This is a genomic window from Bacillus cereus group sp. BfR-BA-01453 (assembly GCF_022662915.1).
Taxonomy (GTDB): Bacteria; Bacillota; Bacilli; order Bacillales; family Bacillaceae_G; genus Bacillus_A; species Bacillus_A paranthracis.
The window spans coordinates 14618-39384 of sequence record NZ_JAKUEN010000015.1 but is presented as its reverse complement, the minus strand read 5'-3'; the positions used below and the strand labels follow the sequence as shown (position 1 = coordinate 39384).

Sequence of the window (24767 nt, the reverse complement as noted above, 5' to 3'; positions counted from 1 at the left end):
ATGGGTTGTATAGAATTTAAAAAACTATGGGAGAAGTATGAAAACGGAACGCTTACGCAGGATGAACAAGAAGAGTTAGAAAGTCATATCGAGACTTGCGAAGAGTGTGAAGTATATTTGGATGAATTGCTTGCGAAGAGTGAACCGATAAAGAAAAGACTACCACCACAAAATTTGAAAGTCCCGTTTTGGAAAATAAAATGGAAACAGCGTTGGCAAACCGTTAGTTTTTTCCTTGCCGTTTGTATTGCAATCTATTTTGTTGGTCATTTTTCATCTGCTTTTTACTTCTATAATATGAAAAAATTAACTGAAGTAGATGAAATTCCAGCACTCGCACTAGAAGCAACCATTCCAAATAGTCGTTCCGCTGGAGGTAGTACGAAGGTTAAACCCTTTTTCCGTACAGAAACTGAAATGAATTTATTTAAAACGGTCGGCAAAAAAGAATTTCCAATTGGGACAGTAGCAACGCGTAGTTTCTTATCATCTGTAACTGTCAAAAATAAATCATGGGAAAACAAACCCTATTCCAAAAAACTTTCCTTTGTTCATCCAAAAATCAAGGAAGAAGCTTCTTTGAAAGAATCATCTAAAAAAGTTTGGGATACACTTGGAAAGATACATGAGGGTACCGTTGCAGAATTAGCGATATCTTTCGATAAAGTTTACACTTTACAAGAAGTCGAATCCATTCTATATAGCGCATTTGAAGCACAAGAAATGCCGCCTTCTCCTTTATGGTACGCCTTAGACACGGGACAAGAGAGAATAGATGAAGAAGATTTCATCCTAAGTGGCGGAGAAATTATAGGATTTTCAGAACATATAAATCTCCCTAATAATGAAGAAATACGACCAAAGATAAAAGAAGATGAAGTAATCGAAATGATGCGCATTCTTTCTGAGCATAAAGAAACTGTAAGTAAAACTACTCGGACTCCTGAAAAAGAACTGAATTTAGATAAGCGCTATGAGTATGTAAAAGATAACGGTGTGAAAGTATACGGCATGGTCATTACCGGACCGTCGAAAGAGTTATTAAAATTACAAAACTCACCGAATGTGCGTTATGCGACTCTTGGAGATATTGAGGTTTGGAATTGGTTTGATCAGTGATGTGAAAAAGTAGAGCATCACTCCTAGATGCTCTACTTTTTAATCCGAAATCACTTTCACATACATCCCTCTCACCGCTTTTTCATAAGCGACCTCACTCATCTTCCTTATGTTTTCTGAAACAACAGACGAGTAAATAACTTCACCTGCACGAAGTAACGGCGGATCAATAAGACGTACTTTATTGTTCTGATATAAATCATAATCATTTCTATCTTCTTTTACTTTTACATTCGGATGAACTTTGCTTAATAAAGCATGTACTTCTGGATTATTACATTGCTGCAATTTCGAAATAAGCTCATCATCTTCAAGAAGAAAATCATCTGCATGAATAACCTTCTTATGTAGAGCTAACTTTAGCGTTTTTGCTAACATATCATTTCCGTAACTATTCATTGGTTGCATAAAGAAATCGATGACTTCTTTGTAATACGTTTCTGTAAACCACTCTGCCATTTCGATGTTTTGAAGGACCATTTTTCCGTTTACTTCAATTACATCCTCTAAAAAACTGTGAGCTTCTTCTAAAGAAATATACCCATATGTATACATATCTCGTAACGTATAATCCACTCGATCTGCGCATAATTCGGGCGCTGACCTTTCCAGTAACGTCCACTTCGAATCATCTAACAAAATCTCTTCATAGTTATAGCCATACTTCGCAAGAATCGCTGGAATTTCTGAGTTTTTCACAACAGAACTAAATATCTCTTCATGATAACTTTCATTTCTATTATCAAAAACATAATCAATCACATGAGAAAAAGCAGTATGTGATACGTCATGCAGTAAACCTGCAATTTGTTCCTCTACTGAACCACCAAGTTTTTTAATTAACAACATAACGCCAACTGAATGATCAAAGCGCGTTACATTCCATTCCTTATTCACTAAATAACTTGCGCCAGTTTGATGAATACCTTTAAGTCTTTGCACAGACTTACTTAAAATTAATTCTTCTACTACTGGATCCACTTCAAGTTCTCCGTATAGTACATCTGATATGATCAATTGTAATCCCCCTTTATCTCAGCCGTCTCTTATAATCATACCTCTTTTATAAAATCGAAACCAATTAATATTTTAAATCTAAATATATTGATATTAAATTATAAATATTGTATATTATACATGTCTGTTATTTGTTTTAATTCATTTATTTTTATTGAGTGCTCCTTATATGGAGCCTTTTTTTATTTGTAAAAATAGAGAGCCATTAGCTCTCTATTACATAAATTTATTCAAACGTAACCTCCACCCGCACAATCTCCGACCTACTTCCAAGTCTAAGCGGTGGTCCCCAAAATCCGAAACCAGAAGAAACAATTGCGTGGAATGCACCTTTTTGTACGTATCCCCAGTCTAGTTCGTACATTCTTCTCGTTACAATATGGTTTGGTGCCATTTGTCCGCGGTGCGTGTGACCGGATAATAGTAAATCTACGCCAGCATCCGCTGCTTGTTTTAACTCAAAGGGTTGGTGATCCATTGCGATAACTGGCATCGTTTTATCTACCGTACTCATAAGATTTTCAAAACTTTGGCGGTCTCGTTCTGTTTTATCTCTTCTTCCAACGAGATAAAAGGCATCTTCAATGGTAATCACTTCATCTAACAAAATACGAATATCGATCTTATCCATCTCTTGTAAAAATTCTGGAACTGCTCGGCCGTAATATTCGTGATTTCCTAACACACCATATACGCCTAGTGGAGCTGTCATTTGTTTCATAATATGTCCCATATTTTTTTGAATGAACACACCTGGATGATCATCGATAATATCACCTGGCAGTAAAATAATATCAGGCTCCATTTCATTTACATGACGAACAAGCCTTTTCAAATGCGAAACGCCAGATAATTTACCGAAATGCATATCAGAAGCCATCGCAATGCGTAAACTTTTACGTCCCTCTACTTTTTTCGGGATGTGCACCTCGTACTTTCTAACTACTGGGCTATATGCGTTGAATACTCCGTACGCAAAGATAAAAATAAATGCAGCTAATACAGCCGCTCCTGTCCAAATAATTGCCGCTTCTTTCTCTACTGAAAACTGTAAAAGAAAGACTGTAATATTAGCTAACGGTAATAACATAAGCGCGTATTGTATAACCGCAAACCAAATTGAACCTATCGTTCGTAGGAAAGGCAAAAACTTAAACACTTGCACGAGAATGTACGCATACGAAATAAAGCCAACTATGAAAGCGTAATATCCCCAAGACTCCCAGCCAAATACCGCATGAAGCCAAACCCATCCGTTCCAGCCAATGTAAAACATAAGTAGTGTGTATATAATTAATATCGTAAATATATTGAGATAACGAAGATTCTTCACAACTAGCCTCCTTATTCATTTCTTCTATTATATCTTGTTATGCACTTATAGCGTAAATAATAAGCACAGCAATCTTCACAATAAAAACCTCTAACTGCTAGATGCAAACCTAACAATTAGAGGTGCAATTCAAAACAACATTACTTTTACAGATTTTCGTTATAGAAGCTTGTTAATTTTTTAACTGTAATTTTTACTGGTTCTGGTTGGTCATATAAATCGTAATGACTCGCACCTTCCACAACAAGTAAGTCTTTCTTCTCTGAAGCTGCTTTCTCATAAAGCTCATGACCATCTTTATAAGAACCGAATGCACCTTGCTTACTGCCGACAATAATTTGCAGCGGCTGCGTTAATAACGTATCTGCTAAATGGAACGCATCAAAACCAATTACCGATCCCATACTCGTAAAGTTTAACTTATTTGGCGAATTCACACTTTGACCTCGCGGCGTTATTTAACAGTAACAGCACCTTATCATTTCAAAAAAAATTACTAACTTTCATTATGGGTGAAATAGAGAAAAAACTAAACACAAACACATCAATAAATAAAAACATCGATAAACACATCATTTTAAAATTTTTAGGAACGGCTGTAATGGGCATTTTAGAATCTTACGTGTTAAACGAAATTGATAGTGATGTTGAGTGTGTTGCGACGCAAGTTGGGGAGTTGATGAAGAGGAATATATAACGGTTATGAAAAAGCGTACCCAGATTGTTGAGTGCGCTTTTTTTATCATCTCATATATTAATTGTATCAACATAATACAGCCTATCATCCATCTGAAAATACATAACAGATCCGCGGCTATAATAAGCAACAAATTGAATCGGTTCTCCTAATTCATTACGAAGATTCACATCATGCACATGATTATTATTTAAATCATAAACAACCAACTTTTTATCTTGCGTAATAAATACTACTTTGTCCTGAGCAACCGCAAAACTTTCCGACCGTATTTCCTTAATTACATTTATTTCATTCCAAGACATATGAAATTTTTTATCTTTCATTTGAACTAAAGGAAATTCTGAATAATAGAGCCAAACATCTCCATCTAGCACATTTATTGCATAACAATCAGCTATATAAGATATTTATAAAAAAGAAAAGCCGATATCAGCTCTTCTTTCTACAAATTATTTTTCATTTAATTTTCACCATTCATTTCCTCTGCTGTCCCAGGTTAAAATTCTTTTAGTTTTTTTTCAATATCTCTAGTTTTTTCTTCATATAAATATCCCTTTTTACTAAAAAATATGTTTTACACCCACCTATAGGAATATATTGCTCCAATGCTATTTGTCATCATAGAGTGTAAATGAATTAGCGGGGAATTGTTGTGTAAAATTAGAAGTATTGAGTTGTTCTATTGGTTCTTGAGATGTTTGTTTCATGTGTCGTTTTTCAAATGCTAATGTCTTCGTGCGTTCTACACCGTTGACAAGATCTTTCACTTTCGTAAAGAGGGATGTAAAAATGTCGTTAAATCAACACTTTTACATCCCTTATTTTCATAACCCTTTTAGACTTGTAAAATGTTTCGTATTTCTTCTATGCGTAAATTTGTAAACTTTGCAATATCTTCTATCAACATTCCATTTTTACTCATACCACGAATGAGTTGTATTTTCCCCTCTTCAATCCCTTCCTTACGGGCATGTGCATACTTTGCTGCCTCATCCATCAGAGCTTTTTCCCTTGCTTCATACGCTTGTCGAAAAGAAGAATCTTGACTCATACGTTCCCATTTATTCATTGCTTTTTGTAAAATCGGATCTTGGTTCATTGCAATATCCTCCAATGTTTGGGTTAATTGTTCATCTTCATTCGCTGGGAGTAATAATAACCAACGAACAAATGAATCCTCCCCGGGATTTACTTGTTCATTCCGCCACTGTTGCATAAGTTTTGGAAGCTCTACAATATGAACTTCAATATCATCACTCAATACTTTCTGTTGCTGTTGATTCCATAGGATTCCTATTGTATGGAATGCTTCATATTCAAGAAACATAACGAAATTCAACAAATTAATCGTGATGGTTTTCCGAAGAGAACTATACGGCATTCCCTTTTGAAGTTGGGATGTGTATAACCTTCCCCAGTAATACAAACTGCGCTTAATCATGTTGTGAGCATTATTCAACTGAATTTCAATATTTACTTTCGTACCTGTATCTAATGTAACTAAAATATCTAATATCGATAATTTATCTTCTTCATGTTCTCAATGCAAATGTGGATCTTCTAATTGTAACGCAACAATTGGCGATTTTAAAGAATCTCGTAACATTGCGTTTAAAAAAGCAATTAGAATGTCTTCATTTCCACTTGTACCAAATAATTGTTTAAAAGCGAAATCAATTCGTAAATTTACTAATTGTTGATTGGACATGGGTTTTCCTCTCCCCATCTCATAAGATGCTTTTCTTTTATTGTACATAAAACAGTGATACACATGCAAACGGGTTCTTATGTAAATATATAAGAGCCTGTTTATAGCAACATACAATAAAAAATCAGATTATAGAAGTAATAAGTTATTCAAAATTAAAAAGTGTATCCCAAAATCAAACTATTTGTTTAGATTTTGAAATACACCGAATCGACTTTACTTTTCTTTTTCAAAAATACCAGCTAAAAACAAACTAATTCCTAAAAAAACGAATATCACTATATTAATTTTGTAACCCAAGAGCGACATATATGAAGTAAAACTTATTAGAATGTTGCCTCTATAGATTTTGTTTCTTTTCCATTCTCTACAACTTTCACACTTGTACGGTTTCCAAATCCATCATATGTGTATGATTTAGTTGTTCCGTTTGGTAGTGCTTCATTTAATAATTGGTTAATCGGGTCATATACAAAATTTGTTTCTGTTACTTTTCCGCCAGCACCTTCATTTTTAATTTTCGTACGGGTACCTGATTGATCATATTCATAGCGTTCAGAAAGTAGAATACTATTTGAAGTACCTACTACTAAATCTTTAATTTTGTTCACATGGTCATAGTTAAATGTCGAACCTGAACCATTACCAGCTGTATACGTACGAACATTTCCTTGATCGTCATAATCAAAGCGATACGTTTGCGAGCCATCTGTCTATATAAAGAAAGAAGGTGTCTCCAAAAGAGCATTTTTAATGACCTTTTGAATCACCTTCTTCAGCAATTTTTTTCTCCTTAACCACTTGAATTACCTTTTCTATACTGTCTGCTACAAGCACGGGAGTCCACATTCCCTCTCCATGTTCAGCAGTGTACACCGCACACTCTATATCTTTAGTATCTACAAAAATAGGATCTCCTATATATGAATCTAAGCCAATTACAATCCAACCTTCTTGCCAAGATCCTTCTTCATCACTTATTAAACTTTCCCCACCATTGGTAATACGGAACCCAATCTGTCCTTCTTCTATTTCTTCGCTATTAAATAACTCTATTGTAATTTCTTCTCCGTCGCAATCTAACTCAATTTCATTATCTTCTAAACAATTTACACACTCTAAAAGCTGTTTTATTTTATTATGATACTCCAAGAAAAACATCCTTTCTCATTCTACTAATAACTTAAAATAATAATCAGTGAAGAAAATCCCCACTGATTATTACTTTACACTAAAATTTTACAAATTAATTTTCTTCAAACCTAAACTCTTTTCTCCAGCTGAATTTCGTTTTAATTGTACCATCTTAGTCGTTCATTAAATTTACTTATATTCGTATTGCCTCTTCTAATAATAAGTCTAACCATTCTTCCATGGTTCCTAGATCTCTTAAAACTTTCTTACTTCTTAAATGTAATTCTAATACTCTATTCTCTTCGCTAATAGCATATATTGTACCCAAATCCATTGAATCTGCAAAGACAAAATATGAATCAGGAATTTTTTTAGACGCATATAGTTGTTGAAAGCTATACAAATCAAACGGTTGAAAATATTCTTCCTCATCAGAAAGACCACCAATTTTTGGCTGCCCTGCTATTCGAACTAAATTTGCCAAAAAGCTTCCGTTCATAAGAGATAGTAGATATTTATATGGTTCTGGAAATACAGTTTCCATCTCATCTTCAAATACTTGAATTTCTTCTTTACTAAGGGGCGAGTTTACCACATTCATCCAATTAACTTTATCTATATTTCCAAACACCCTAGTTCCAGTTCTTACAGTTTTTTTATCCTTTCCATATACGGGTTCCAGTTTTTTTATAATTATATTTTGCATACTTCAAACTCCTTTTATCCATATCTCCTTCAAAACAATAAACTTTTATACCCATAGGCCAACTAGTGACTCACCTACTTTTTCCACCATGAAGACTTAAATGTTCTTTACGTGTGACAAACCTGATATTATTAGGATTTCCAGCATATTTAGGATATGCTTTAACACTTTTAATATGTTTACTGCCTTTGAAGTGCTAAGGCATTTAAAATAAAAAATGCAGCCCAAAATTAAACTACCTGTTTAAATTTTGAGCTGCACTGTATCTACAAATTATATTTAATTTATAAAATTTTTTCATGAAAAAGCTGTATTAATTTTTATTATCTTTCACCTGCATGTACAAATTGGCCATACAAAGTTATTTCTCGATTTTCATAATAAAGATCAATAATCTCAGCAGGAGAAAATACATGTTTTTCAATACATTCTTCCAATTTAAATATAGTAGCATCTATCGCCTCATGATAAAAACTTAAAAATACTATACCATCTTTATAAAATAAACTATCTTCAACAACATTTGATAATTCAAATTCTGATATATTAGTAAAGTTAATTTTTACTTTTTTCACATGACATGTTTCTTTGAAATTTACTGATTCATCCAAAATTATTTCTATCCCTTTTTGGATTGGACTGCTTTTTAAAGCATGTAATATATTTCGAGCCCCCTCTATATCAAATTTTAATACCAAATCAGATATTTCACCGACTAAGCTTAATTCTAGCTCTTCATCATCGAATAATTCAATATACTCTTGTAAGTTTTCTTTTGTATATGTTTGCACTTCTAATATTATCATTTCTTTTTCCCTTTCTTTGAACTATATCTAACATGTACATTTTTCTTAACAACTCCATTTTTCTTTAAAAATTCAAAATGTACATGAGGAAAACCATGTTGACCTGTTATATCATTTTTCTTTGCCCTAAACTGTCTAGTACCATCTGCACTTCTCCATTTTCCAGCACTTATTTTCACATGATTATCACCTAAAAATTTCCGTTTTTGCTGATTAATATTACTTGGAGTGATAGCTCTTCTTTTTTCAAAAATCTGCTTAGTATATCCTCTTACGGCACGATCATTTACAAAACCAACAGCTTTTTTAGCTGCTTTAACTCTTCCACCGCCAACAAATCCAATGGCACCTGCGGTCACAATTCCTTTCCAATTTGAACCTGATTTATATGCCTTATATCCATCATGCATTGCAAATCCTGCATTAATTGCAAACCAAGCTACATGACCATCAGGATCAACTTTCATTACAGGATTATTGTCCACATAAGTGTATCCATTCATCGTAACCGGATCATCTTCATCACCCGGATCAGGATCCACCGATAAGAACACACCATGATCTGGGTTGTAGTATCTCGCAATCAAGTAATACATACCAATCTCTTTATCATACATGTATCCCGCATATCCGAACGGATTGTCTGCTGCGATACCTTTTGCGTCGCTCTTTAATACGTTACCCCATGAATCATATTCATACGTTGCTACAACTTCCTTGTCTTGATTCGTCATCGCAACGACATCACCACGAGGATTGTAGTGATAGTATAACGTTTGTCCTTTTGACTTCATTGCTAGTCGTACGCCAGTTGTAGAGTATACATATTGACGAAGTACATTTCCATTTCCATCTGTCTCATATAATGGGTTAATACTGTCTCCATCATAGAAATAGCGTGTTACTTGACCATTTACAATCTTTTCAATACGACGACTATCATTATCATATTTATAAGTCGCAAATGCATTGCTCTCACCTTGTTTTGTGATAGCTACAATCTGATCGTCTTCATTCCATGTATACTTGTACTTTCCATCTGATGTACGATTTCCATTCGCATCATACGTTAACGATTCGTTTCCGAATTTTACAAGCTGATTTCCTTCATTGAATGTTGCCGCTATAGATTTTGTTTCTTTTCCATTCTCTACAACTTTCACACTTGTACGGTTTCCAAATCCATCATATGTGTAAGATTTACTTGTTCCGTTTCGTAGTGCTTCATTTAATAATTGGTTAATCGGGTCATATACAAAGTTTGTTTCTGTTACTTTTCCGCCAGCACCTTCATGTTTAATTTTCGTACGGGTACCTGCTTGGTCATATTCATATCGTTCAGAAAGTAGAATACTATTTGAAGTACCTACTACTAAATCTTTAATTTTGTTCGCATGGTCATAGTTGAAGGTAGAACCTGAACCATTGCCAGCTGTATACGTACGAACATTTACTTGATCATCATAATCAAAGCGATACGTTTGAGAACCGTCTGTTACACGAATGTTTTGATCTAACGTGTTGTAGTCATACGATACTTTATTTGTGTATCCGCCTTGCGTTACTGTTTGTTCTTTTAGTTTTTCTGTCTTACTGTTTGCTTTGTCGTGATATGCCCAATCAACTTTTCCGCCTCGGCTATCTGTTGCGCTTGTGACACGGTCTGCCTTGTCGTATGTTTTTGTACGTTCTACGCCATTGACATGGTCTTTGACTTTCGTAACTTGTCCATTTTGATCACGTTCAAATGTAAATGAATCTTTTCCGTTACGCTGTTCACCAATAACGCGATCTGCTGTATCATATACAGATTCTAGAATAGAGCCGTTTGGCATTTTTGTTTTAATCTTGTTTGCATTTTCATCGTACGTATTTTCAATACGACGGTTTAACGCATCGATATATACTGTATTTTTATTATCTACATCATATTCATATTTGTGTGTTTGCGTTTTCCCACCAAACATGACAGATTTCTCTGTTGTGTTTCCATTATGATCATAACGATAATTTACAGAAGTACCATTTTTCAATGTAACTTTTGTTAATAGATTATCTTTATTGTAATCATATAATTTTGTATTTCCTTTTTCATCTGTTTCGCTCTTTTTATTTCCTGATGCATCATATGTGAATGTATTCTTCTGGCCTTCTTCATCATACGTCGCAACAACATTTCCGTCGTTGTCATACTCGTTTTTAATAAGAGCGTTTCCTTCTAGTAAACGAATATTATCAAACCAAACTTTTCCTTTATTCTCTCTTCTAAATTGAAATAAAGTATTCCCCCTTATCCAAAGAGGCAATACTTTATCTACCTCTATCCCATTAATGAATCTCACAACAAAAAGGCACACAACCCATTCACAAAAGTGACCGTTGTGCGCCTTTATTTTCTCACTCTATTTCATTTATTTCTTCAACTTATCCGCCTTCGCAATAAATTGTGCTGCTTCCGCACGGCTTACCGCTTTATCTGGAGCCCAGCCATTATCTGTTCCAACTGAAATATTTTCTTGAATTAAAACATTGGCATACTTTGCACCCCAATGATTTTTTAAGTCAGCAAATTCTTTTGGTAGTTTTATATTTTCATTTCTTTCTAATTTATATGCATTTACTAACATAGAAGCCATTGATGCACGGTTAATTAACCCGCTTGGATTAAAGTTCCCCTTCTCATCACCTTTTACAATACCTACTTTTTCAACTGCTGCGATGTATGGTGTAGCCCAGTGATTTTGCGCATCAGGGAATGATGGCTTTGCATCTTTCTTAATTTCTAAACCTAAAACAGTTGCTAATATTTTCGCAGCTGAGCCACGATCGATATTTTCAGCCGGAGCAAATGTACCATCTGGCTTACCGTGCACTGCTTCTTTATCTACTAAATATTGAACTGATTCTTGTGCCCAAGCTGGTACATCAGAGAATTTAGGCTTCTGTTCAATTGCACTCGCATCGATTTCAAACTGTACTTGATATGTATGATCATATTTAATTGCTGGAATTAATATATGCATTTGCATATTATATTTTTTCGAAAACTCATCAATTTCAAATTGAACAACTTTCGTACCGTTATTTGCTTTATCTTCGGAAATTACTTTTACATCATGGAATGTCCCTATTTTATTTGGATTTTCTACTCTAAGATACTGAAAATAGCTACTATCTTGAACTGTTAACGTAACGATTTTTTTATCACCTTGAATCGTTACTTTTGGATTTTTTAAATATGTAGATGCAACTGATGTGTCATTCGTTTGATCTTTATAAGTCTTTAAAATAACGTCATATGTACCATCTGCTAGTTTGCTAGCTGCTTTCATTTCTACTGCCGCTTCTGCTTTCGCAATCGGTGCCATAATACCACTGAATGGAACTGCTAAAGTTGCTGCTATAACGAACGCATTAACATATTTTTTCTTAATCATTATCAACATGACCTCTCTCTTTATATGATTATACCCAACATAACCATCATATTGATAATGATTATCAATGTCAAATAAAAAATATCATTTCCTGCACAAATATGCCTTTCGTTCATTTTTAAATAGTAAATAATGCGCTGTATGAACTTTCCTTTCCAAATAATCGATAGAATACGTGCTCGATGGATCCACTAAATCACCTATCGCTCCTGAAAGATGATCAATGACTTGCTGCAAAACCTCTAAGTTTTTCTTCTCACTTTCAGCATTCATTTCATCCATAATGTCACAAATAAGATACTGCACTCGCCGTAAACGTAATTCCTTCTGTTCCACTTATATCTCCTCCTTATTAGTCATATTACGGTTTAAATATATGGCACCATTGCTTAACCAATGCTAAAAAATAGAAAGGCAACCATCTTCATAAAGATGGTTGCCCCTATATTTAAACTTGCATCGCTTTTTCTCTTAAAGCTCTTCTCAGCAACTTACCTGTCGTATTCTTCGGCAGTTCTGTTAAAAATTCAATACTCTTTGGTACTTTATATTTCGCTAAATGTAACGCACAGTAATGCATCAGTTCTTCTTCTGTTACGTTCGTTTGTTTCAGAACGACGTACGCTCTCACTGCTTCTCCTAAGTTTTCATCAGGAACACCGATTACGACCACTTCCGCCACTGATTCGTGCATGTACAATACTTCCTCTACTTCACGAGGGTATACGTTATAACCGCCAACTAAGACGATATCCTTTTTACGGTCAACGATATAGAAGTAACCTTCTTCATCCATTTTCGCTAAGTCTCCTGTATACAACCAGCCGTCTTTCAATGTCGCTGCTGTATCTTCTGGTGCGTTATAGTATCCTTTCATAACGTTAGGTCCGCGCACAATTAATTCCCCAACTGCACCAACAGGTACTTCTTCCCCAAGTTCATTTACAATTTTATTTTCTACATGCCAAATATTTGTACCGATTGATCCTGGTTTACGCGGACGATCGAGTGGGTTAAAACAAGTCACTGGTGATGCTTCTGATAAACCGTATCCTTCTGAAACGATAACACCAAAACGTTTTTCAAAGTTTTGCAGAAGAGCAACAGGCATGGATGCACCACCTGAAATGCAAAGGCGAAGCGTCTTCACATCTTCTGCGCTTGCTTCTTCGAATAAATATAAATAATTATACATTGTCGGTACACCGGCAAAAATCGTCGGTTCGTACGTGCGGCAAATACGGAATACTTCTTTCGGGCTAAATTTCGGTAACATCAAAATCGTTGCCCCGTTCACAATCGGTGCATTGACCGCCACTGTTAAACAGAATACGTGGAACATTGGCAGTGCCGCAACGACGCGATCATCAGCCGTATATTGTAAATACGACGCCACATCACTCGCATTACTATATAAATTTTTATGCGTTAACATAGCGCCTTTCGGTTTTCCAGTCGTGCCTGAAGTGTACAGAATAACCGCTACATCTTCTTCATCTAACCCTGGGCCTTCGTAAGTTACATCTCCAGCCCCTATCATTCTAGTAAACGTTTTCATTTTTTCAGTTTCTGTATGGTTAAAATCTGATGAGGTTTCGCATATGATGATGTTTTCAAGTGAAGGAAGTCTTGTTGTAAGAGATTGTATAACAGGTAGAAGGACGTCGAGTACGATGATTGTTTTTACATCTCCATTTTGTAAAATGTAATGCATTTCGTCTGCTGTATAAATTGGATTAACTGGAATAACAGTTGCTCCAGCTTTCATTGTTCCGTATAAACCGACCAAAAAATGTGGTGAGTTTCCAACAACTAATGCGACATTGTCCCCTTTTCCAATGCCCATCGCTGCTAAATTGCTAGAAAACCTTGTGACCATTTTGTTTAATTGGTCATATGAGACCGACTGATCCATAAATATATAAGCCGGTTTATCCCCCTTCTTTTTCGCCGTTTCAGCCAAAGATTGAACGAGATTCACACAAACCCCACCTTTATAAAATTTAGAATATTTAAAAATTCTAAATTAATTATATTAAAAGAAAATTAAAGTAGCAAGTGTTATTCCATTAACTGCATATAAACAGATCACCTCCTCTTCATTTACTTTGGAAGGATAAGGGAATTTTATTTACAAGTAATTTATGAAACTAGACCAAAAATCATTTTAGGATAATATGCACTCATCTTTTCTCTAAGTTTAGTAAGTTCCTCTTTATTTAACGTCGTATGCTCTCCAAACAAGTTAATCGCGTCCGCTCCATCTTCATGAAAATACACCGTAACATATAATGTCGGTAACCCTGCATTGTCTTCATCTATTGAAAAAACGACATCTGGTGTCTTATTAACAGTGCTGAATGTTTCATTTCTTTTCCACTTCTTATTTTGAAACATGTCTTGTATTTCCTGTATCTTTCGTCTGTTATCTGTATGCGTAAAATATATGACATTATCCTCCGCTGGTTTTCCAATAGATAAAAGTGTGCGACTTGAAGACGTTTCATCGTTACAGGCTGTCATTCCGATGACGAAGCTGAGTAGTAATACAACGTACATTACCCTTCTCATTTCGATCCGCCTCCTTTTGAATATATATATGCCTTAACGAGGGGCAAATGTCTTGTGATTTTATGGTGAATGAAATTATATCGGCGATTTTTCAGATATATCAGCGCAACTCAATTTATATCAGCGATTTTCCAAATATATCGGCCGTAACTCGAAATATATCAGCGATTTTTCTAATATATCGACTTACCGACAAAACACGACAATCTACGCAAAAAAAGAGGCTGCCCATTACGGCAGCCTCCCTCATTTTTAGAAGAATAAATGTAAGAAATCTTCTGTTGTAATATTACCGAAGTAGCGTTTAATATCTACGCCTTCTAAAGCTGTAGTGAATGCATCTTTATCAAATTGTACGCCTGTTAGACGTTCTTCAATATCGTGCACATCTAATGAACCGAAGAAGTCACCATAAATTTTACATTCTGTTACTGTTCCTTTTTTCACTTCCAGACGAACATCAACTTGTCCAACTGGGAAGCGGTGTGAATGTTGTAAGTTGAACTTCGGAGATTTTCCGTAGTTCCAGTCCCAATTTTGGTAACGTTCTTCAGATAGTTTATGGATTTCTTTCCAATCATGTTCTGTTAATTCGTACGTCGGAATTTCTGTTTCCCCTTCGAAAATTGTTTCTAGAAGAAGTTGTCTAAACTCTTCTGTCGTCATTTTTTCGTTTAAGAATTCTGTAATGTTCGCAACGCGGCTACGGATTGATTTAATACCTTTTGATTGAATCTTATCCATTTTTACTTTCAGTGCTGATACGACGTGATCGATTTCAGAGTCAAATAGTAACGTACCGTGACTGAACATACGACCTTTCGTTGAGAACTGCGCGTTACCTGAAATTTTTCTGCCTTCAGCTAAAATGTCGTTACGGCCACTTAGTTCTGCATTTACGCCTAATTTACCAAGCGCTTTCGTTACAGGCTCTGTGAATTTTTTGAAGTTGCTGAAACTGTCTCCATCATCTTTCGTAATAAAACTGAAGTTTAAGTTTCCTAAATCATGATATACTGCGCCTCCGCCTGATAGACGACGAACGACATGAATACCTTTTTCTTTTACGTAATCTGCATTAATTTCTTCTACTGTGTTTTGGTTTTTACCAATGATAATCGAAGGTTCGTTAATGTAGAACAGTAAATACGTTTCGTTAATATCTAAATTCTTCACACAATATTCTTCAATTGCTAAGTTTATTCTAGGATCTGTAATTCCTTTATTATCAATAAATAACATCGTATCACCTCATGAGTTCCATACGTAGCCACTATGCGCTAGCGTAATATGGCCACTGAAAATTTGTTTTGCTTCTGTTACTAAATCAGATGGGGTGCCTGTATGCGGTAAGTGCGTTAATAAAAGTTCTTTTACATTCGCATCTTTCGCAATACTTGCTACTTCTGTACTATTCATATGCCCTGCTTTTGCAGCCTCTTGATGTGCATACATATTACACTCACAAATGAAAAGATCAGCATCTTTTGTGAATGGAATAAATTCAGGAATATAACTGGAATCAGCGCTATATACTACAGCGTCATTACCTGCTGTAATACGCATCGCAAAGCATGTAACAGGATGAACAGTTTTTAAGAATGAAATCGAGAACGGTCCAATTTGAAGTGTTTCTTCTGGATTGTACGGGATTCCTTTCGTATGCGGTTCATGCGTTAAAGAATGGAATCCACTCTCATCAAACGTATGACCGTATATTGGTAATTCCGGTAGTTGCCCTTTTGTCGCACTTGTAATTAATCTTGCATATTGCAATACCCCAATGTCTGCAACATGATCGTGATGATAGTGCGAAAGTACAACTGCATCTATATCAGATGGTGTTATATATTTTTGAAGCTGTGCTAGTACACCACTACCACAGTCTACAAGTAAACGAAAACCATCGTGTTCAAACAAATACCCCGACGTTGCTTCTCCCGCTTCTGGAAAACCGCCCCAAAAGCCGACAACAGTCATTTTCATATGTATCCATCCTTTCTAAAACCGAGTAGAAATGCATGTTTCACTTACATTCTACATTGTTAACTATAATCCATTTCCTAAACTTTTTCATTAATTTTCAATTTTGTTATAAAACAGTTGTTGACTTTTGTTTTTTGTACTAATACAATGATAGTAAGAAATGGAAATGGAGGGATTGACATGATCGATCAACCAATGGAGTTTTTCAGAAATTTACCGACGAAAACTTGTGCGCACTGCGGGAAAGAAATTGATGAGCAACACGAAGCATACCATAACAAATGTGATGACTGCGTTCACGAAGAATAGTAGTTTGTGAACAGAAAAAAACCTAGCAGACATAGTCTACTAGGCTAATAACATCGTATCCTTCATCGTTGAACCTTTCACCAAGAGCTCCAGTTCAAACTCATACAATTCTTTTTTTCGATAATTTTTCGTATGGATTTTATCCATCATCAGGTCGACAACTTTTCGGGCCATCTCATCGATTGGCTGTTCAATTGTCGTAATACCTGGCTCTGTAATCTGTGATAAAATTTGATTATCAAAACCGATAACAGCGAGATCATCTGGAATGCTCCAGTCATGGCGTTTCGCCTCTGAAATAATTCCAGCTGCTACCTCATCGCCTCCTGCCAAAATCGCGGTAGGATTTTTTTTGTCCTTTAATACTTCATGGAATATTCGTTTTCCATCTTCCCAAGAGAAAGCGTTTTCAAGAAAATCAATCGCTTCTACTTGGCGGCTCTTCTCCGTTATGGCACGTAAAAAGCCCATTTTTCGCTGTTGGCTAACCACTTTGGTTTCGTTACCACGGCAAAAAATAAGATTACGATATCCTTGTTCTAACACATGCTTAGCAGCTATGTATGCTCCTTGCGCATGATCAAACTTCACTGTTGGAATATTTGCTTCCTCAATATATTCATTACATAACACGATTGGACCGTGTTGTAAGTATGGTTCTACATCTTCCCACGGATTTTCTAGTGAACATAGAATAATCCCATCTACTTGTTTCGTAGATAATAATTGTAAATACTCCATCTCTTTTTCCGGTAAATATCTTGTTTGACAAATAATCAGTTTATATTTATGTTCAGAAGCAGCAATCTCGATTGCTTCGATAAATCTACTGAAGAAAGGATTTGTAATCCTTGGAACTAGCACCGCAATTGTTTCCGTCTTTTGTTTACGAAGCCTTCTCGCCGCAGAATTAGGAACGAAGCCTAAATGCTTCATTGCTAATTGAACCCTTTTTTTCTTCTCATCTGAAACATATGGATGATTATTAATCACCCTAGAAACCGTTGTCCTTGATAACCCCGCTAATTTCGCCACGTCCTCTATAGTCGACACGAAATTCTCCCCCTTTGCATGAAAACGTTTTCTTAAATTGATTATATAGTATATTATTGGAAACTGCAATATGGGTTGTTATGATTTTACTATATTAATATTATACATAGGGAAAAGTCTGTTATTTACAGGAATATATACTACTTTGAGAATTTCACAATAAATAAAAATTACTCCCCCTTTCTCTCACTCAAAATTAAACTTACATACTCTTGTTTGACCACACGTCATGCCCTCACTTACCTCAAAAACAAATTTCTATCATACTTCTAAAAAAAGGTTTCTAATTTATACCGTTTAATTAATATTAGCGCTATGTAAATTTGGAACATTTCTTTATGTTTATAGGCAATAGGACAAGCATAAACTTGTCTTTTGAATATTTATATAGAAAGTACAAAATAATCCAATTGAACTGATTTATATGCTAGAAATGAAAAGGAGTTCATAAAAAAATGACAACTTATACAGTTAATGTTTATGGTATTTTCACCTTAGGATCTGCGTCCAGTAATAACCGAGAGCAACGTCGTACTAGATTAAATGATGACGTCAATAGAGCTAATGAAATCTGGAGGATTAATGGGGAGAATTGTATAAACTTTGTAGCAGCAGGAACATTTAATGCAAACCATATTACCATTAATGCAAGTGATATGTTAAGTGAAACGGCACTTGGACCAAACACCTCTACACGCACTTTAATCAACCAGGTGAGAAGTAGGAGAAACGGTGCTATTGGAATATATATCGTTTATCTAAGTGGAGATCATTTTGCAGATCGTGATAACAATGGTAACTTATTAAATGTTATTGGTTATGGTGGACCTCAATTATTGCGTTATAATAGTCCGAATGATTATCAAATCATTGGAGAAATAGTCATTACAGATGGTGGTTTTCAAACGAATGTATTTGCACACGAAGCTGGGCATAATTTACTAACTCGCATTATAACTGATCCTAACAATAACAATAATCAAATTTTTGATAATAGTGATCCAACAGGTCCATATAGAGAATTTGATCCGATAACAGGCGATGTAACATTCGAATCCCCCGGACATAGTGCGGATCCCAATAACATAATGTATCCCGTTGTAACTAATAATACTCAAATTGCAACAGAACAATGTGATATTGCTAGACAAAGTACCATTGTAATAGTACAAAACTAATACTAGTTCTACTAAAAAAGAAAGGGGACCACATTAAATATGATAAAGAAAAAAACAAAATCATTCCGTTGTTGTAATAACAAAAAACACAAAAATCATTGTAAAAAAAACAGCCATGAAGTGACTTGTATTGATAAGAATGATCCTAGATGGAAGTATAATGTTATTGATGACGACAATCCTGAAAAAAATTATGATATTTTCTATTTATAATTACCCTATAAAAAATAGGGGAAAACTCCTAAACTACTTTTAATTTCCTCACTATTAACTGTACCTACTAGATCTGTTCTATACCTTTATTTTCTAAGTAGTACCTCTTCCACTCTTTAAAAGGGTTCACTCGACTTTTACTAGATGATTCAATAAATGGCATACGCAACTAGTCTGCATTTTTTCTTGAGTAAATGGTGCAATTCAGACTGGTTGCTGTACCCTATAATAACCAAAATTAAAAATAATCCCCTGCACCATACCTAATTGATAAAACAACATCTAGAAGTAATACTTATCCTAGCTACTATTGACCATAATCCTATATAAGATTTCCTGTAGAACATCAAGATTAAATAATATATTGGTGCTGGATTTCATATTAATATATCCTTTATTAAATTTCACTCAATATAAAACCCCATCAATACATCATCTCCATAAGATCCATCTTCATATTTAATTTGATTCCTTTGTCTTCCTTCTTCTACAAATCCCATACGTTTATACACCTTAATCGCCCTGTCATTAATAGAAACTACACCTAAACAAACTTTCTCTAAACCTTCCTGCCCTTTAGCCCAGCTAATAAGGAATTCAATTAGTTCTGTACCAATGCCTTGATTACAGTACGCCTCCTTAATCCCCATTCCCATTGTGCCTGCATGTCGTAAGCGGTCTAGTTCATATCGATTGAAAATTAAAAAGCCAACCACTTTTTTATCTACTTCATAAACTATGTAAAGATTACCCTTTTCATTGCTTTTCCGTATCTTTTCTTTTTCTGCATCAATATCATTTGGTAATTTATTTGGAGATACTATAAAAAACTTTGTAGTAGTTTTCGATAATATAATTTCTTTTCTAATATCTATAATTGATTCCGCATCAATCTCTTTTGCTAAGCGTATCACTGAATCACCTCATACCTTTTTCTAAAAGCTACAAAGAAAAATAGATAACGTAAGGATTCCCCTTCTGATTCATTATTTTAACTCCTCCCACTTCGTCCAAACTTCTCTCCCATTTATACGGTACATATTATCCTCACGATCCATAAACCCGTGTACAATAAACTCGCGTCTAATCGTACAAAAATCGTCATGATATTGTTTGATGAATGCATTGATTTCTTTTTCCGTATACTGATTCTCCGCATTTAACTTGCTAATTAAATACTCTAACAATACTAGTTTTTTCTTCTTTTGACCTGGAATCGATTTTAAACGGTCCTCTTTATCAAAAAAGTTACGAATGGTCGCATCCCTAAATTTCATTTCACTGTCAGTCATTTTATTGTCCTCCATTGATTTTTATACAATAAGACTTTATTGTTTGTCTTTACTATTCTTCTTCATTCTTTCACTTACAACATCCATAAAGTAATACCCACTAATAAGCACATAGTAAACTACAAGTATTCCTAGTGCATCTTTCATATTTATATATATTTCTTTATGAAACAAGATAGGTGAAAGGGCGTAAACAAGAAAGATGATTAGCGGATTTAAGATAAAATAATAAGTAAGCTTTCCTTTCATCATATCAGCTCCTCTATTCTAGTTTTCTCTTTAAATTGTTGTAATTCCTTTTCTTTCGTTTCTATAGTTTTTAGACAGATTCATAGCCGAACTACAAAAAAATGCCCTGCATTACAATAAAAAAGCACCGGAAAGGTGCTTTTTTCTACGCTTCAATCGATTGATTTTCCGCAATATTTCTAAATTGTCGTTTGTGCATCCAAGTTAAGGAGGCAATTGTTCCAAGTGATAATGCAACGATGAAAATCATGAGTATTCCTATGTTTTGCCACATGAAGTTAAAGTCTCCACTTGATACGACTGCTTTCAATCCGGATACAGAGTATGTCATCGGTAACCAAGCATTGAATGGTTGTAAAAACTTCGGAATCAATTCTAGCGGGAATGTTCCGGCACTTGTTGTAAGCTGAATAATTAATGTGATGATGGCGATAAAACGTCCTGCATCACCAAATGCTGTTACTAAACATTGAATTAATGCGATAAACGCTAAACTTGTAACGATGCTAAAAAGTATGAAATACGGAATACTTTGTACTTCTACACCTAATCCGAATAGTAATATCACATCCGCTACTACCGCTTGAATAATACCGACTGATAGTAACACACCGAACTTACTAATAAACCAACTAAATCCTGATTTTGGAACGCCCACTGTATCACGTAATGGATATACGATAGATAATAATAATGCCCCAACGAATAAACCGAGTGATAAGAAGTACGGTGTAAATCCAGTTCCGTAGTTAGGAACTTCCGCCATTTTCTCCGTCTTCACTTTTACAGGACTTGCAAACATATCATACGTTTTATCTGTTCCTTTTACTTCACCAGTTTTCTCTGCTCCTTCGCCAAGTTTCTCAGCAAGTTCACCTGAACCGTCGTTTACTTTTACAAGGCCATCCGTTACTTTTCCTGATCCGTCTGCTAGTTTATTTACGCCGTCGATTAGCTGGGTTGAGCCAGTTGACATTTTATTTAGACCACCATTTAGCGTACCTATGCCAGTTGTTACTTGACCAGAGCCATCTGCTAATTGGGTTACTCCACCTGCCATTTGGTTTACTCCTACAGATAATGATCCTAAACCTCCTGTTACTTGCTTTGAGCCATCTGCTAATTTGGATACTCCTACAGATAATGTTCCTAAACCACCTGTTACTTGGCTTGAGCCATTTGCTAATTGATTTACGCCACCTGCCATTTGATTTGCCCCTGCAGATAATGTTCCTAAACCGCCTGTTACTTGGCTTGAGCCATTTGCTAACTGATTTACACCACCTGCCATTTGATTTGCTCCTGCAGATAATGCACCTAATCCACCCGTTACTTTATCCGAGCCATCTGCTAATTGATTTATCGCATCAATTAAGTGACCTGATTCGTTTTTTAATGTATTTGCCCCTTCTTTAGCATTATTTAATTTCACACCAAACCCTTGGAATTTTTCAACAAACCCTGTTTGTGCACTGGATAATCGCTCAATACCAACAGTTAAAGATTGTAATTCTGCTGGATTCGGTAATTTGCTTTGTCCATTACCTGTTTTTTGATTTATTTCACCTTTTAATTGTTTTACTTCTTCATTTAATTTATTTGTTCCGCCTGCTACTCCGGCAGCTTTTTGCTGAACTGTTGTTGTATTTTTTATGGCACTTGTTACGAATGGTTGTAACTGCTCTTGATATTCTTTTGGTAAACTTTCAATTTGCTTTTGTAAATTCGCTACATCTTGTGCTGCATTTTTTGCATCTCCTGCTGTTGATTGCGTAAGTTCATTTAACTGATTTACATTCGCCCCAGCTCCATCTATTTTCTCATTTACTGTACTCAATATAGCAGGGTCTTTTGACTGCATTTCCTCTAAAGCTGCAGTAGATTTTTGTACGTTACTACTTAAATCTTGCAATCCCTTTTGAATCTCTTGAGACCATTTTTCTAATTGGCTTTGCCCTTCAACAAGTGCTTCCATACCATTTGATAGGTCAGTTGTCCCTATTTTTAATTCACCGGATTTACTTACTAATTTGTTCAAACCCCCGGTCACTTTCTCAGATCCATCACGTAATTCATCAATTCCTTTTTGCATTTCACCTGTTTTGCTATTTAACGTATTTAAACCGTCTGTTACTTTTCCAGAGCCATCTATTAATTTTCCGATACCTGTCTGCATCTCACCGGTTTTACTATTTAACGTATTTAAACCGTTCGTTACTTTTCCAGACCCGTCTACTAATTTTCCGATACCTGCATTGCTATTTAATACATGTAAACCATCTGTTACTTTTCCCGATCCGTCTACTAATTTCCCGATACCTATCTGCATTTCACCTGTCTTGCTATTTAGCGTATTTAAACCATTTGTTACTTTTCCTGACCCATCTACTAATTTATTAGATCCATCTGCTAATTTCTGAACTCCATCCTTCATCTCTCCAGACTTCCCTTGAAGTGTATGAAGTCCATCTGTCACTTTACTTGAACCATCATGCAGCTCACTTGATCCGTCGTGTAGTTTGCTTGCCCCTTCCGCCCCATCTGCTAATCCTTTTGAGACATCTTGAATGGAATCAAACATTTTCTCTGCATATGTTTTCGTTAACGTACTTGCTACTTCACCTTTAATTTTTTCAATGGCTGTTCCGCCAATTTGTGAAGATAAGAAGTTTAAGCTTTCGTTTGGAATATATTCTAAGTTTAATGGTTTTGGTTCATCTTTTAATAATGTTGTAGCGTTACTTGAGAAGTCATCTGGAATGCGTACTAACATGTAATACTTTCTGCCTTCCATTCCTTTTTTCGCTTCTTTTTCACTTACAAACTCCCATTTAAAACTGGTATTATCTTTTAAATTATCAACAAGCCCTTTTCCGACCTCAATTGGTTTCCCATCAAATACTGCACCTTTATCTAAATTGACTACCGCCACTGGCAAATCATCTAACTGTTTATATGGATCCCAAAAGGCCCATAAAAACATACCTGCATATAAAATTGGTACGAATAAAACCGCGATAATTGGAATTAATATTTTTTTACTTTTTATAATTTGTGTGAACTCTTTACGAAGTAACTGATTTCCTTTCATCATTTCTCCCCCTTTTTAAAATGACCAAATTGTTCAATCGGTCATTTTTACCCAAACAAAAAGGCTATACTGATTCATACATATGCCTTATCTCCGAATTTATACTATGCAACTGTTTCTTAATATGAAGTGAATATTTCTATTATCCCTCCTAAATCAAATGTATGACCATTTCGTTCAATTGGTCACTTTTTATAATAATAAAAGGATTATCTTAGTTTGACAATCCTTTTAATAAATAAAGTTCAAATAATTCTGCAATTTTTTCTTTTTCTAGCGGTTCATGATTTTTTTCCCAATCAAAAATAAGCGATACGTATAAGCGAAGCATAATAAATGCTGTAATTTCTGGATCACATTTGCTAATTTCACCTTTATCAATCGCAATCTTTAAATACGATTGAATGACAGAAACGATTTCCACATCTACTTGTTGCATCACTTCTTGTACTTCTTTCGTTCCCATATCGCGCTCTTCTTGAATTAACTTAATCATGAGCTGATGTTCTTTTCTGAATTCTAATATGCTATATAATGCTCTATGTACATTTTCAAAAAATGAAACATCTGAACGAATTGCATTTTCTGCAACTTGCTTCATTTCTGTAATTAAATTAGAAATAATCTCGCCAAATAGCTCTTCTTTATTTTTGAAAAAAGTATAAATCGTTCCTTTTCCTACATTCGCTAACTTCGCTACTTGATCCATCGTTGTTGCTTTATAACCGAACGCTGAAAAAGACTTTGTTGCAGCCTCAATAATAGAACGTTTTCGATCTATCGCCACATCGTCACCTCCAAAAATGACTAATTGGATAATATAGTCAATTAGTACATCTTTGATATTACCACACGCTTACATTGT

22 protein-coding genes and 4 pseudogenes are annotated in these 24767 nt (G+C 35.0%); 4 read left to right on the top strand and 22 right to left on the bottom strand.

The genetic code is table 11. The features are described 5' to 3' along the window. Positions 1 to 1119 carry an anti-sigma factor gene (locus tag MR070_RS22435; protein ID WP_242262034.1) on the top strand — a complete coding sequence of 373 codons (1119 nt, stop codon included), beginning with the start codon at positions 1 to 3 and terminating at the stop codon, positions 1117 to 1119. Between the two features lie 39 nt (positions 1120 to 1158). On the opposite strand, the gene MR070_RS22430 is transcribed toward MR070_RS22435, so the two are convergent. From MR070_RS22430 to MR070_RS22420, 3 genes and pseudogenes are all read right to left on the bottom strand, one after another. Further along, a complete protein-coding gene (locus MR070_RS22430) occupies positions 1159 to 2136 on the bottom strand; it encodes an HD domain-containing protein (RefSeq protein ID WP_242262033.1) in 978 nt (325 codons plus the stop codon). A 226-nt stretch (positions 2137 to 2362) separates the two neighbouring features. After that, the gene (locus MR070_RS22425; protein WP_070805454.1) at positions 2363 to 3469 is read right to left on the bottom strand and encodes a metallophosphoesterase; all 1107 of its coding nucleotides are present in this window, start codon (positions 3467 to 3469) and stop codon (positions 2363 to 2365) included. Positions 3470 to 3615: 146 nt separating this feature from the next. Then, a pseudogene (locus MR070_RS22420) lies at positions 3616 to 3924 on the bottom strand (alpha/beta hydrolase); the annotation flags it as partial. Here MR070_RS22420 and MR070_RS22415 point away from each other — a divergent pair. Then, positions 3894 to 4166, top strand: coding sequence for a TetR/AcrR family transcriptional regulator C-terminal domain-containing protein (locus tag MR070_RS22415; RefSeq protein WP_313933834.1), 273 nt, complete (start codon positions 3894 to 3896; stop codon positions 4164 to 4166). The pseudogene MR070_RS22420 and the gene MR070_RS22415 overlap by 31 nt on opposite strands. Before the next feature lie 50 nt (positions 4167 to 4216). Here the strand turns inward: MR070_RS22415 and MR070_RS22410 are convergent. The 13 genes and pseudogenes from MR070_RS22410 to MR070_RS22350 all read right to left on the bottom strand — a co-directional run. After that, positions 4217 to 4567: pseudogene (locus tag MR070_RS22410) on the bottom strand (hypothetical protein); the annotation flags it as partial. A 437-nt stretch (positions 4568 to 5004) separates the two neighbouring features. After that, positions 5005 to 5877: pseudogene (locus tag MR070_RS22405) on the bottom strand (Rpn family recombination-promoting nuclease/putative transposase). Between the two features lie 329 nt (positions 5878 to 6206). Next, positions 6207 to 6590: pseudogene (locus MR070_RS22400) on the bottom strand (hypothetical protein); the annotation flags it as partial. A 37-nt stretch (positions 6591 to 6627) separates the two neighbouring features. After that, entirely contained in the window at positions 6628 to 7038 is a 411-nt protein-coding gene (locus MR070_RS22395) for a hypothetical protein (RefSeq protein ID WP_396021602.1), read from the bottom strand. Positions 7039 to 7204: 166 nt separating this feature from the next. Continuing rightward, complete coding sequence (locus MR070_RS22390; RefSeq protein WP_242262031.1) at positions 7205 to 7717, bottom strand: SMI1/KNR4 family protein; 513 nt, start codon at positions 7715 to 7717, stop codon at positions 7205 to 7207. 323 nt (positions 7718 to 8040) lie between these two features. Further along, positions 8041 to 8523, bottom strand: a complete 483-nt coding sequence (locus MR070_RS22385) for a hypothetical protein (protein WP_242262030.1) — start codon at positions 8521 to 8523, stop codon at positions 8041 to 8043. After that, on the bottom strand, positions 8520 to 10916 hold the full coding sequence (locus MR070_RS22380; RefSeq protein ID WP_242262048.1) for an RHS repeat domain-containing protein: 2397 nt from the start codon (positions 10914 to 10916) through the stop codon (positions 8520 to 8522). Before MR070_RS22380 ends, MR070_RS22385 begins: the two co-directional genes overlap by 4 nt. Positions 10917 to 10934: 18 nt before the next feature. Then, on the bottom strand, positions 10935 to 11960 hold the full coding sequence (locus tag MR070_RS22375; RefSeq protein WP_242262029.1) for an S-layer homology domain-containing protein: 1026 nt from the start codon (positions 11958 to 11960) through the stop codon (positions 10935 to 10937). A gap of 84 nt (positions 11961 to 12044) precedes the next feature. Then, entirely contained in the window at positions 12045 to 12296 is a 252-nt protein-coding gene (locus MR070_RS22370; protein ID WP_139896054.1) for a hypothetical protein, read from the bottom strand. Between the two features lie 112 nt (positions 12297 to 12408). Beyond that, positions 12409 to 13941, bottom strand: a complete 1533-nt coding sequence (locus tag MR070_RS22365; RefSeq protein WP_242262028.1) for a fatty acid--CoA ligase family protein — start codon at positions 13939 to 13941, stop codon at positions 12409 to 12411. 161 nt (positions 13942 to 14102) lie between these two features. After that, positions 14103 to 14531, bottom strand: a complete 429-nt coding sequence (locus MR070_RS22360) for a hypothetical protein (RefSeq protein ID WP_242262027.1) — start codon at positions 14529 to 14531, stop codon at positions 14103 to 14105. Between the two features lie 252 nt (positions 14532 to 14783). Next, positions 14784 to 15773: a lipoate--protein ligase gene (locus MR070_RS22355; protein WP_242262026.1), complete on the bottom strand. Its 990-nt coding sequence runs from the start codon at positions 15771 to 15773 to the stop codon at positions 14784 to 14786. A 9-nt stretch (positions 15774 to 15782) separates the two neighbouring features. Then, positions 15783 to 16517 (bottom strand): MBL fold metallo-hydrolase, encoded by a 735-nt coding sequence (locus tag MR070_RS22350; protein WP_000784662.1) that lies wholly within the window; start codon positions 16515 to 16517, stop codon positions 15783 to 15785. 180 nt (positions 16518 to 16697) lie between these two features. On the opposite strand from MR070_RS22350, the gene yhfH reads away from it, so the two are divergent. Beyond that, positions 16698 to 16826 carry a protein YhfH gene (yhfH, locus tag MR070_RS22345; protein WP_000567010.1) on the top strand — a complete coding sequence of 43 codons (129 nt, stop codon included), beginning with the start codon at positions 16698 to 16700 and terminating at the stop codon, positions 16824 to 16826. Positions 16827 to 16865: 39 nt separating this feature from the next. Here yhfH and MR070_RS22340 read toward each other — a convergent pair whose 3' ends face one another. Next, positions 16866 to 17879 carry a LacI family DNA-binding transcriptional regulator gene (locus MR070_RS22340; RefSeq protein ID WP_000103718.1) on the bottom strand — a complete coding sequence of 338 codons (1014 nt, stop codon included), beginning with the start codon at positions 17877 to 17879 and terminating at the stop codon, positions 16866 to 16868. A 455-nt stretch (positions 17880 to 18334) separates the two neighbouring features. Here MR070_RS22340 and MR070_RS22335 point away from each other — a divergent pair, with 455 nt between their 5' ends. After that, positions 18335 to 19057 (top strand): hypothetical protein, encoded by a 723-nt coding sequence (locus tag MR070_RS22335; RefSeq protein WP_000214840.1) that lies wholly within the window; start codon positions 18335 to 18337, stop codon positions 19055 to 19057. Between the two features lie 617 nt (positions 19058 to 19674). Here MR070_RS22335 and MR070_RS22330 read toward each other — a convergent pair. The 5 genes from MR070_RS22330 to MR070_RS22310 all read right to left on the bottom strand — a co-directional run bounded on the left by MR070_RS22330 (position 19675) and on the right by MR070_RS22310 (position 24689). Beyond that, positions 19675 to 20184 carry a GNAT family N-acetyltransferase gene (locus tag MR070_RS22330; protein WP_138322332.1) on the bottom strand — a complete coding sequence of 170 codons (510 nt, stop codon included), beginning with the start codon at positions 20182 to 20184 and terminating at the stop codon, positions 19675 to 19677. 72 nt (positions 20185 to 20256) lie between these two features. Beyond that, the gene (locus tag MR070_RS22325) at positions 20257 to 20562 is read right to left on the bottom strand and encodes a DUF2087 domain-containing protein (RefSeq protein WP_044792668.1); all 306 of its coding nucleotides are present in this window, start codon (positions 20560 to 20562) and stop codon (positions 20257 to 20259) included. A gap of 36 nt (positions 20563 to 20598) precedes the next feature. After that, positions 20599 to 20814, bottom strand: a complete 216-nt coding sequence (locus tag MR070_RS22320; protein ID WP_139895632.1) for a hypothetical protein — start codon at positions 20812 to 20814, stop codon at positions 20599 to 20601. A gap of 142 nt (positions 20815 to 20956) precedes the next feature. Next, positions 20957 to 23902 (bottom strand): YhgE/Pip domain-containing protein, encoded by a 2946-nt coding sequence (locus tag MR070_RS22315; RefSeq protein ID WP_242262025.1) that lies wholly within the window; start codon positions 23900 to 23902, stop codon positions 20957 to 20959. Between the two features lie 214 nt (positions 23903 to 24116). Continuing rightward, on the bottom strand, positions 24117 to 24689 hold the full coding sequence (locus MR070_RS22310; RefSeq protein WP_000963375.1) for a TetR/AcrR family transcriptional regulator: 573 nt from the start codon (positions 24687 to 24689) through the stop codon (positions 24117 to 24119). Positions 24690 to 24767: the final 78 nt, after the last annotated feature.

Coding starts and splice junctions, on each gene's coding strand:
- MR070_RS22435 (WP_242262034.1), top strand. CDS start 1: ATGGGTTGTATAGAATTTAAAAAACTATGGGAGAAGTATGAAAACGGA.
- MR070_RS22395 (WP_396021602.1), bottom strand. CDS start 7,038: ATGTTTTTCTTGGAGTATCATAATAAAATAAAACAGCTTTTAGAGTGT.
- MR070_RS22390 (WP_242262031.1), bottom strand. CDS start 7,717: ATGCAAAATATAATTATAAAAAAACTGGAACCCGTATATGGAAAGGAT.
- MR070_RS22385 (WP_242262030.1), bottom strand. CDS start 8,523: ATGATAATATTAGAAGTGCAAACATATACAAAAGAAAACTTACAAGAG.
- MR070_RS22375 (WP_242262029.1), bottom strand. CDS start 11,960: ATGATTAAGAAAAAATATGTTAATGCGTTCGTTATAGCAGCAACTTTA.
- MR070_RS22360 (WP_242262027.1), bottom strand. CDS start 14,531: ATGAGAAGGGTAATGTACGTTGTATTACTACTCAGCTTCGTCATCGGA.
- MR070_RS22355 (WP_242262026.1), bottom strand. CDS start 15,773: ATGTTATTTATTGATAATAAAGGAATTACAGATCCTAGAATAAACTTA.
- MR070_RS22350 (WP_000784662.1), bottom strand. CDS start 16,517: ATGAAAATGACTGTTGTCGGCTTTTGGGGCGGTTTTCCAGAAGCGGGA.
- yhfH (WP_000567010.1), top strand. CDS start 16,698: ATGATCGATCAACCAATGGAGTTTTTCAGAAATTTACCGACGAAAACT.
- MR070_RS22335 (WP_000214840.1), top strand. CDS start 18,335: ATGACAACTTATACAGTTAATGTTTATGGTATTTTCACCTTAGGATCT.
- MR070_RS22325 (WP_044792668.1), bottom strand. CDS start 20,562: ATGACTGACAGTGAAATGAAATTTAGGGATGCGACCATTCGTAACTTT.
- MR070_RS22320 (WP_139895632.1), bottom strand. CDS start 20,814: ATGATGAAAGGAAAGCTTACTTATTATTTTATCTTAAATCCGCTAATC.
- MR070_RS22315 (WP_242262025.1), bottom strand. CDS start 23,902: ATGAAAGGAAATCAGTTACTTCGTAAAGAGTTCACACAAATTATAAAA.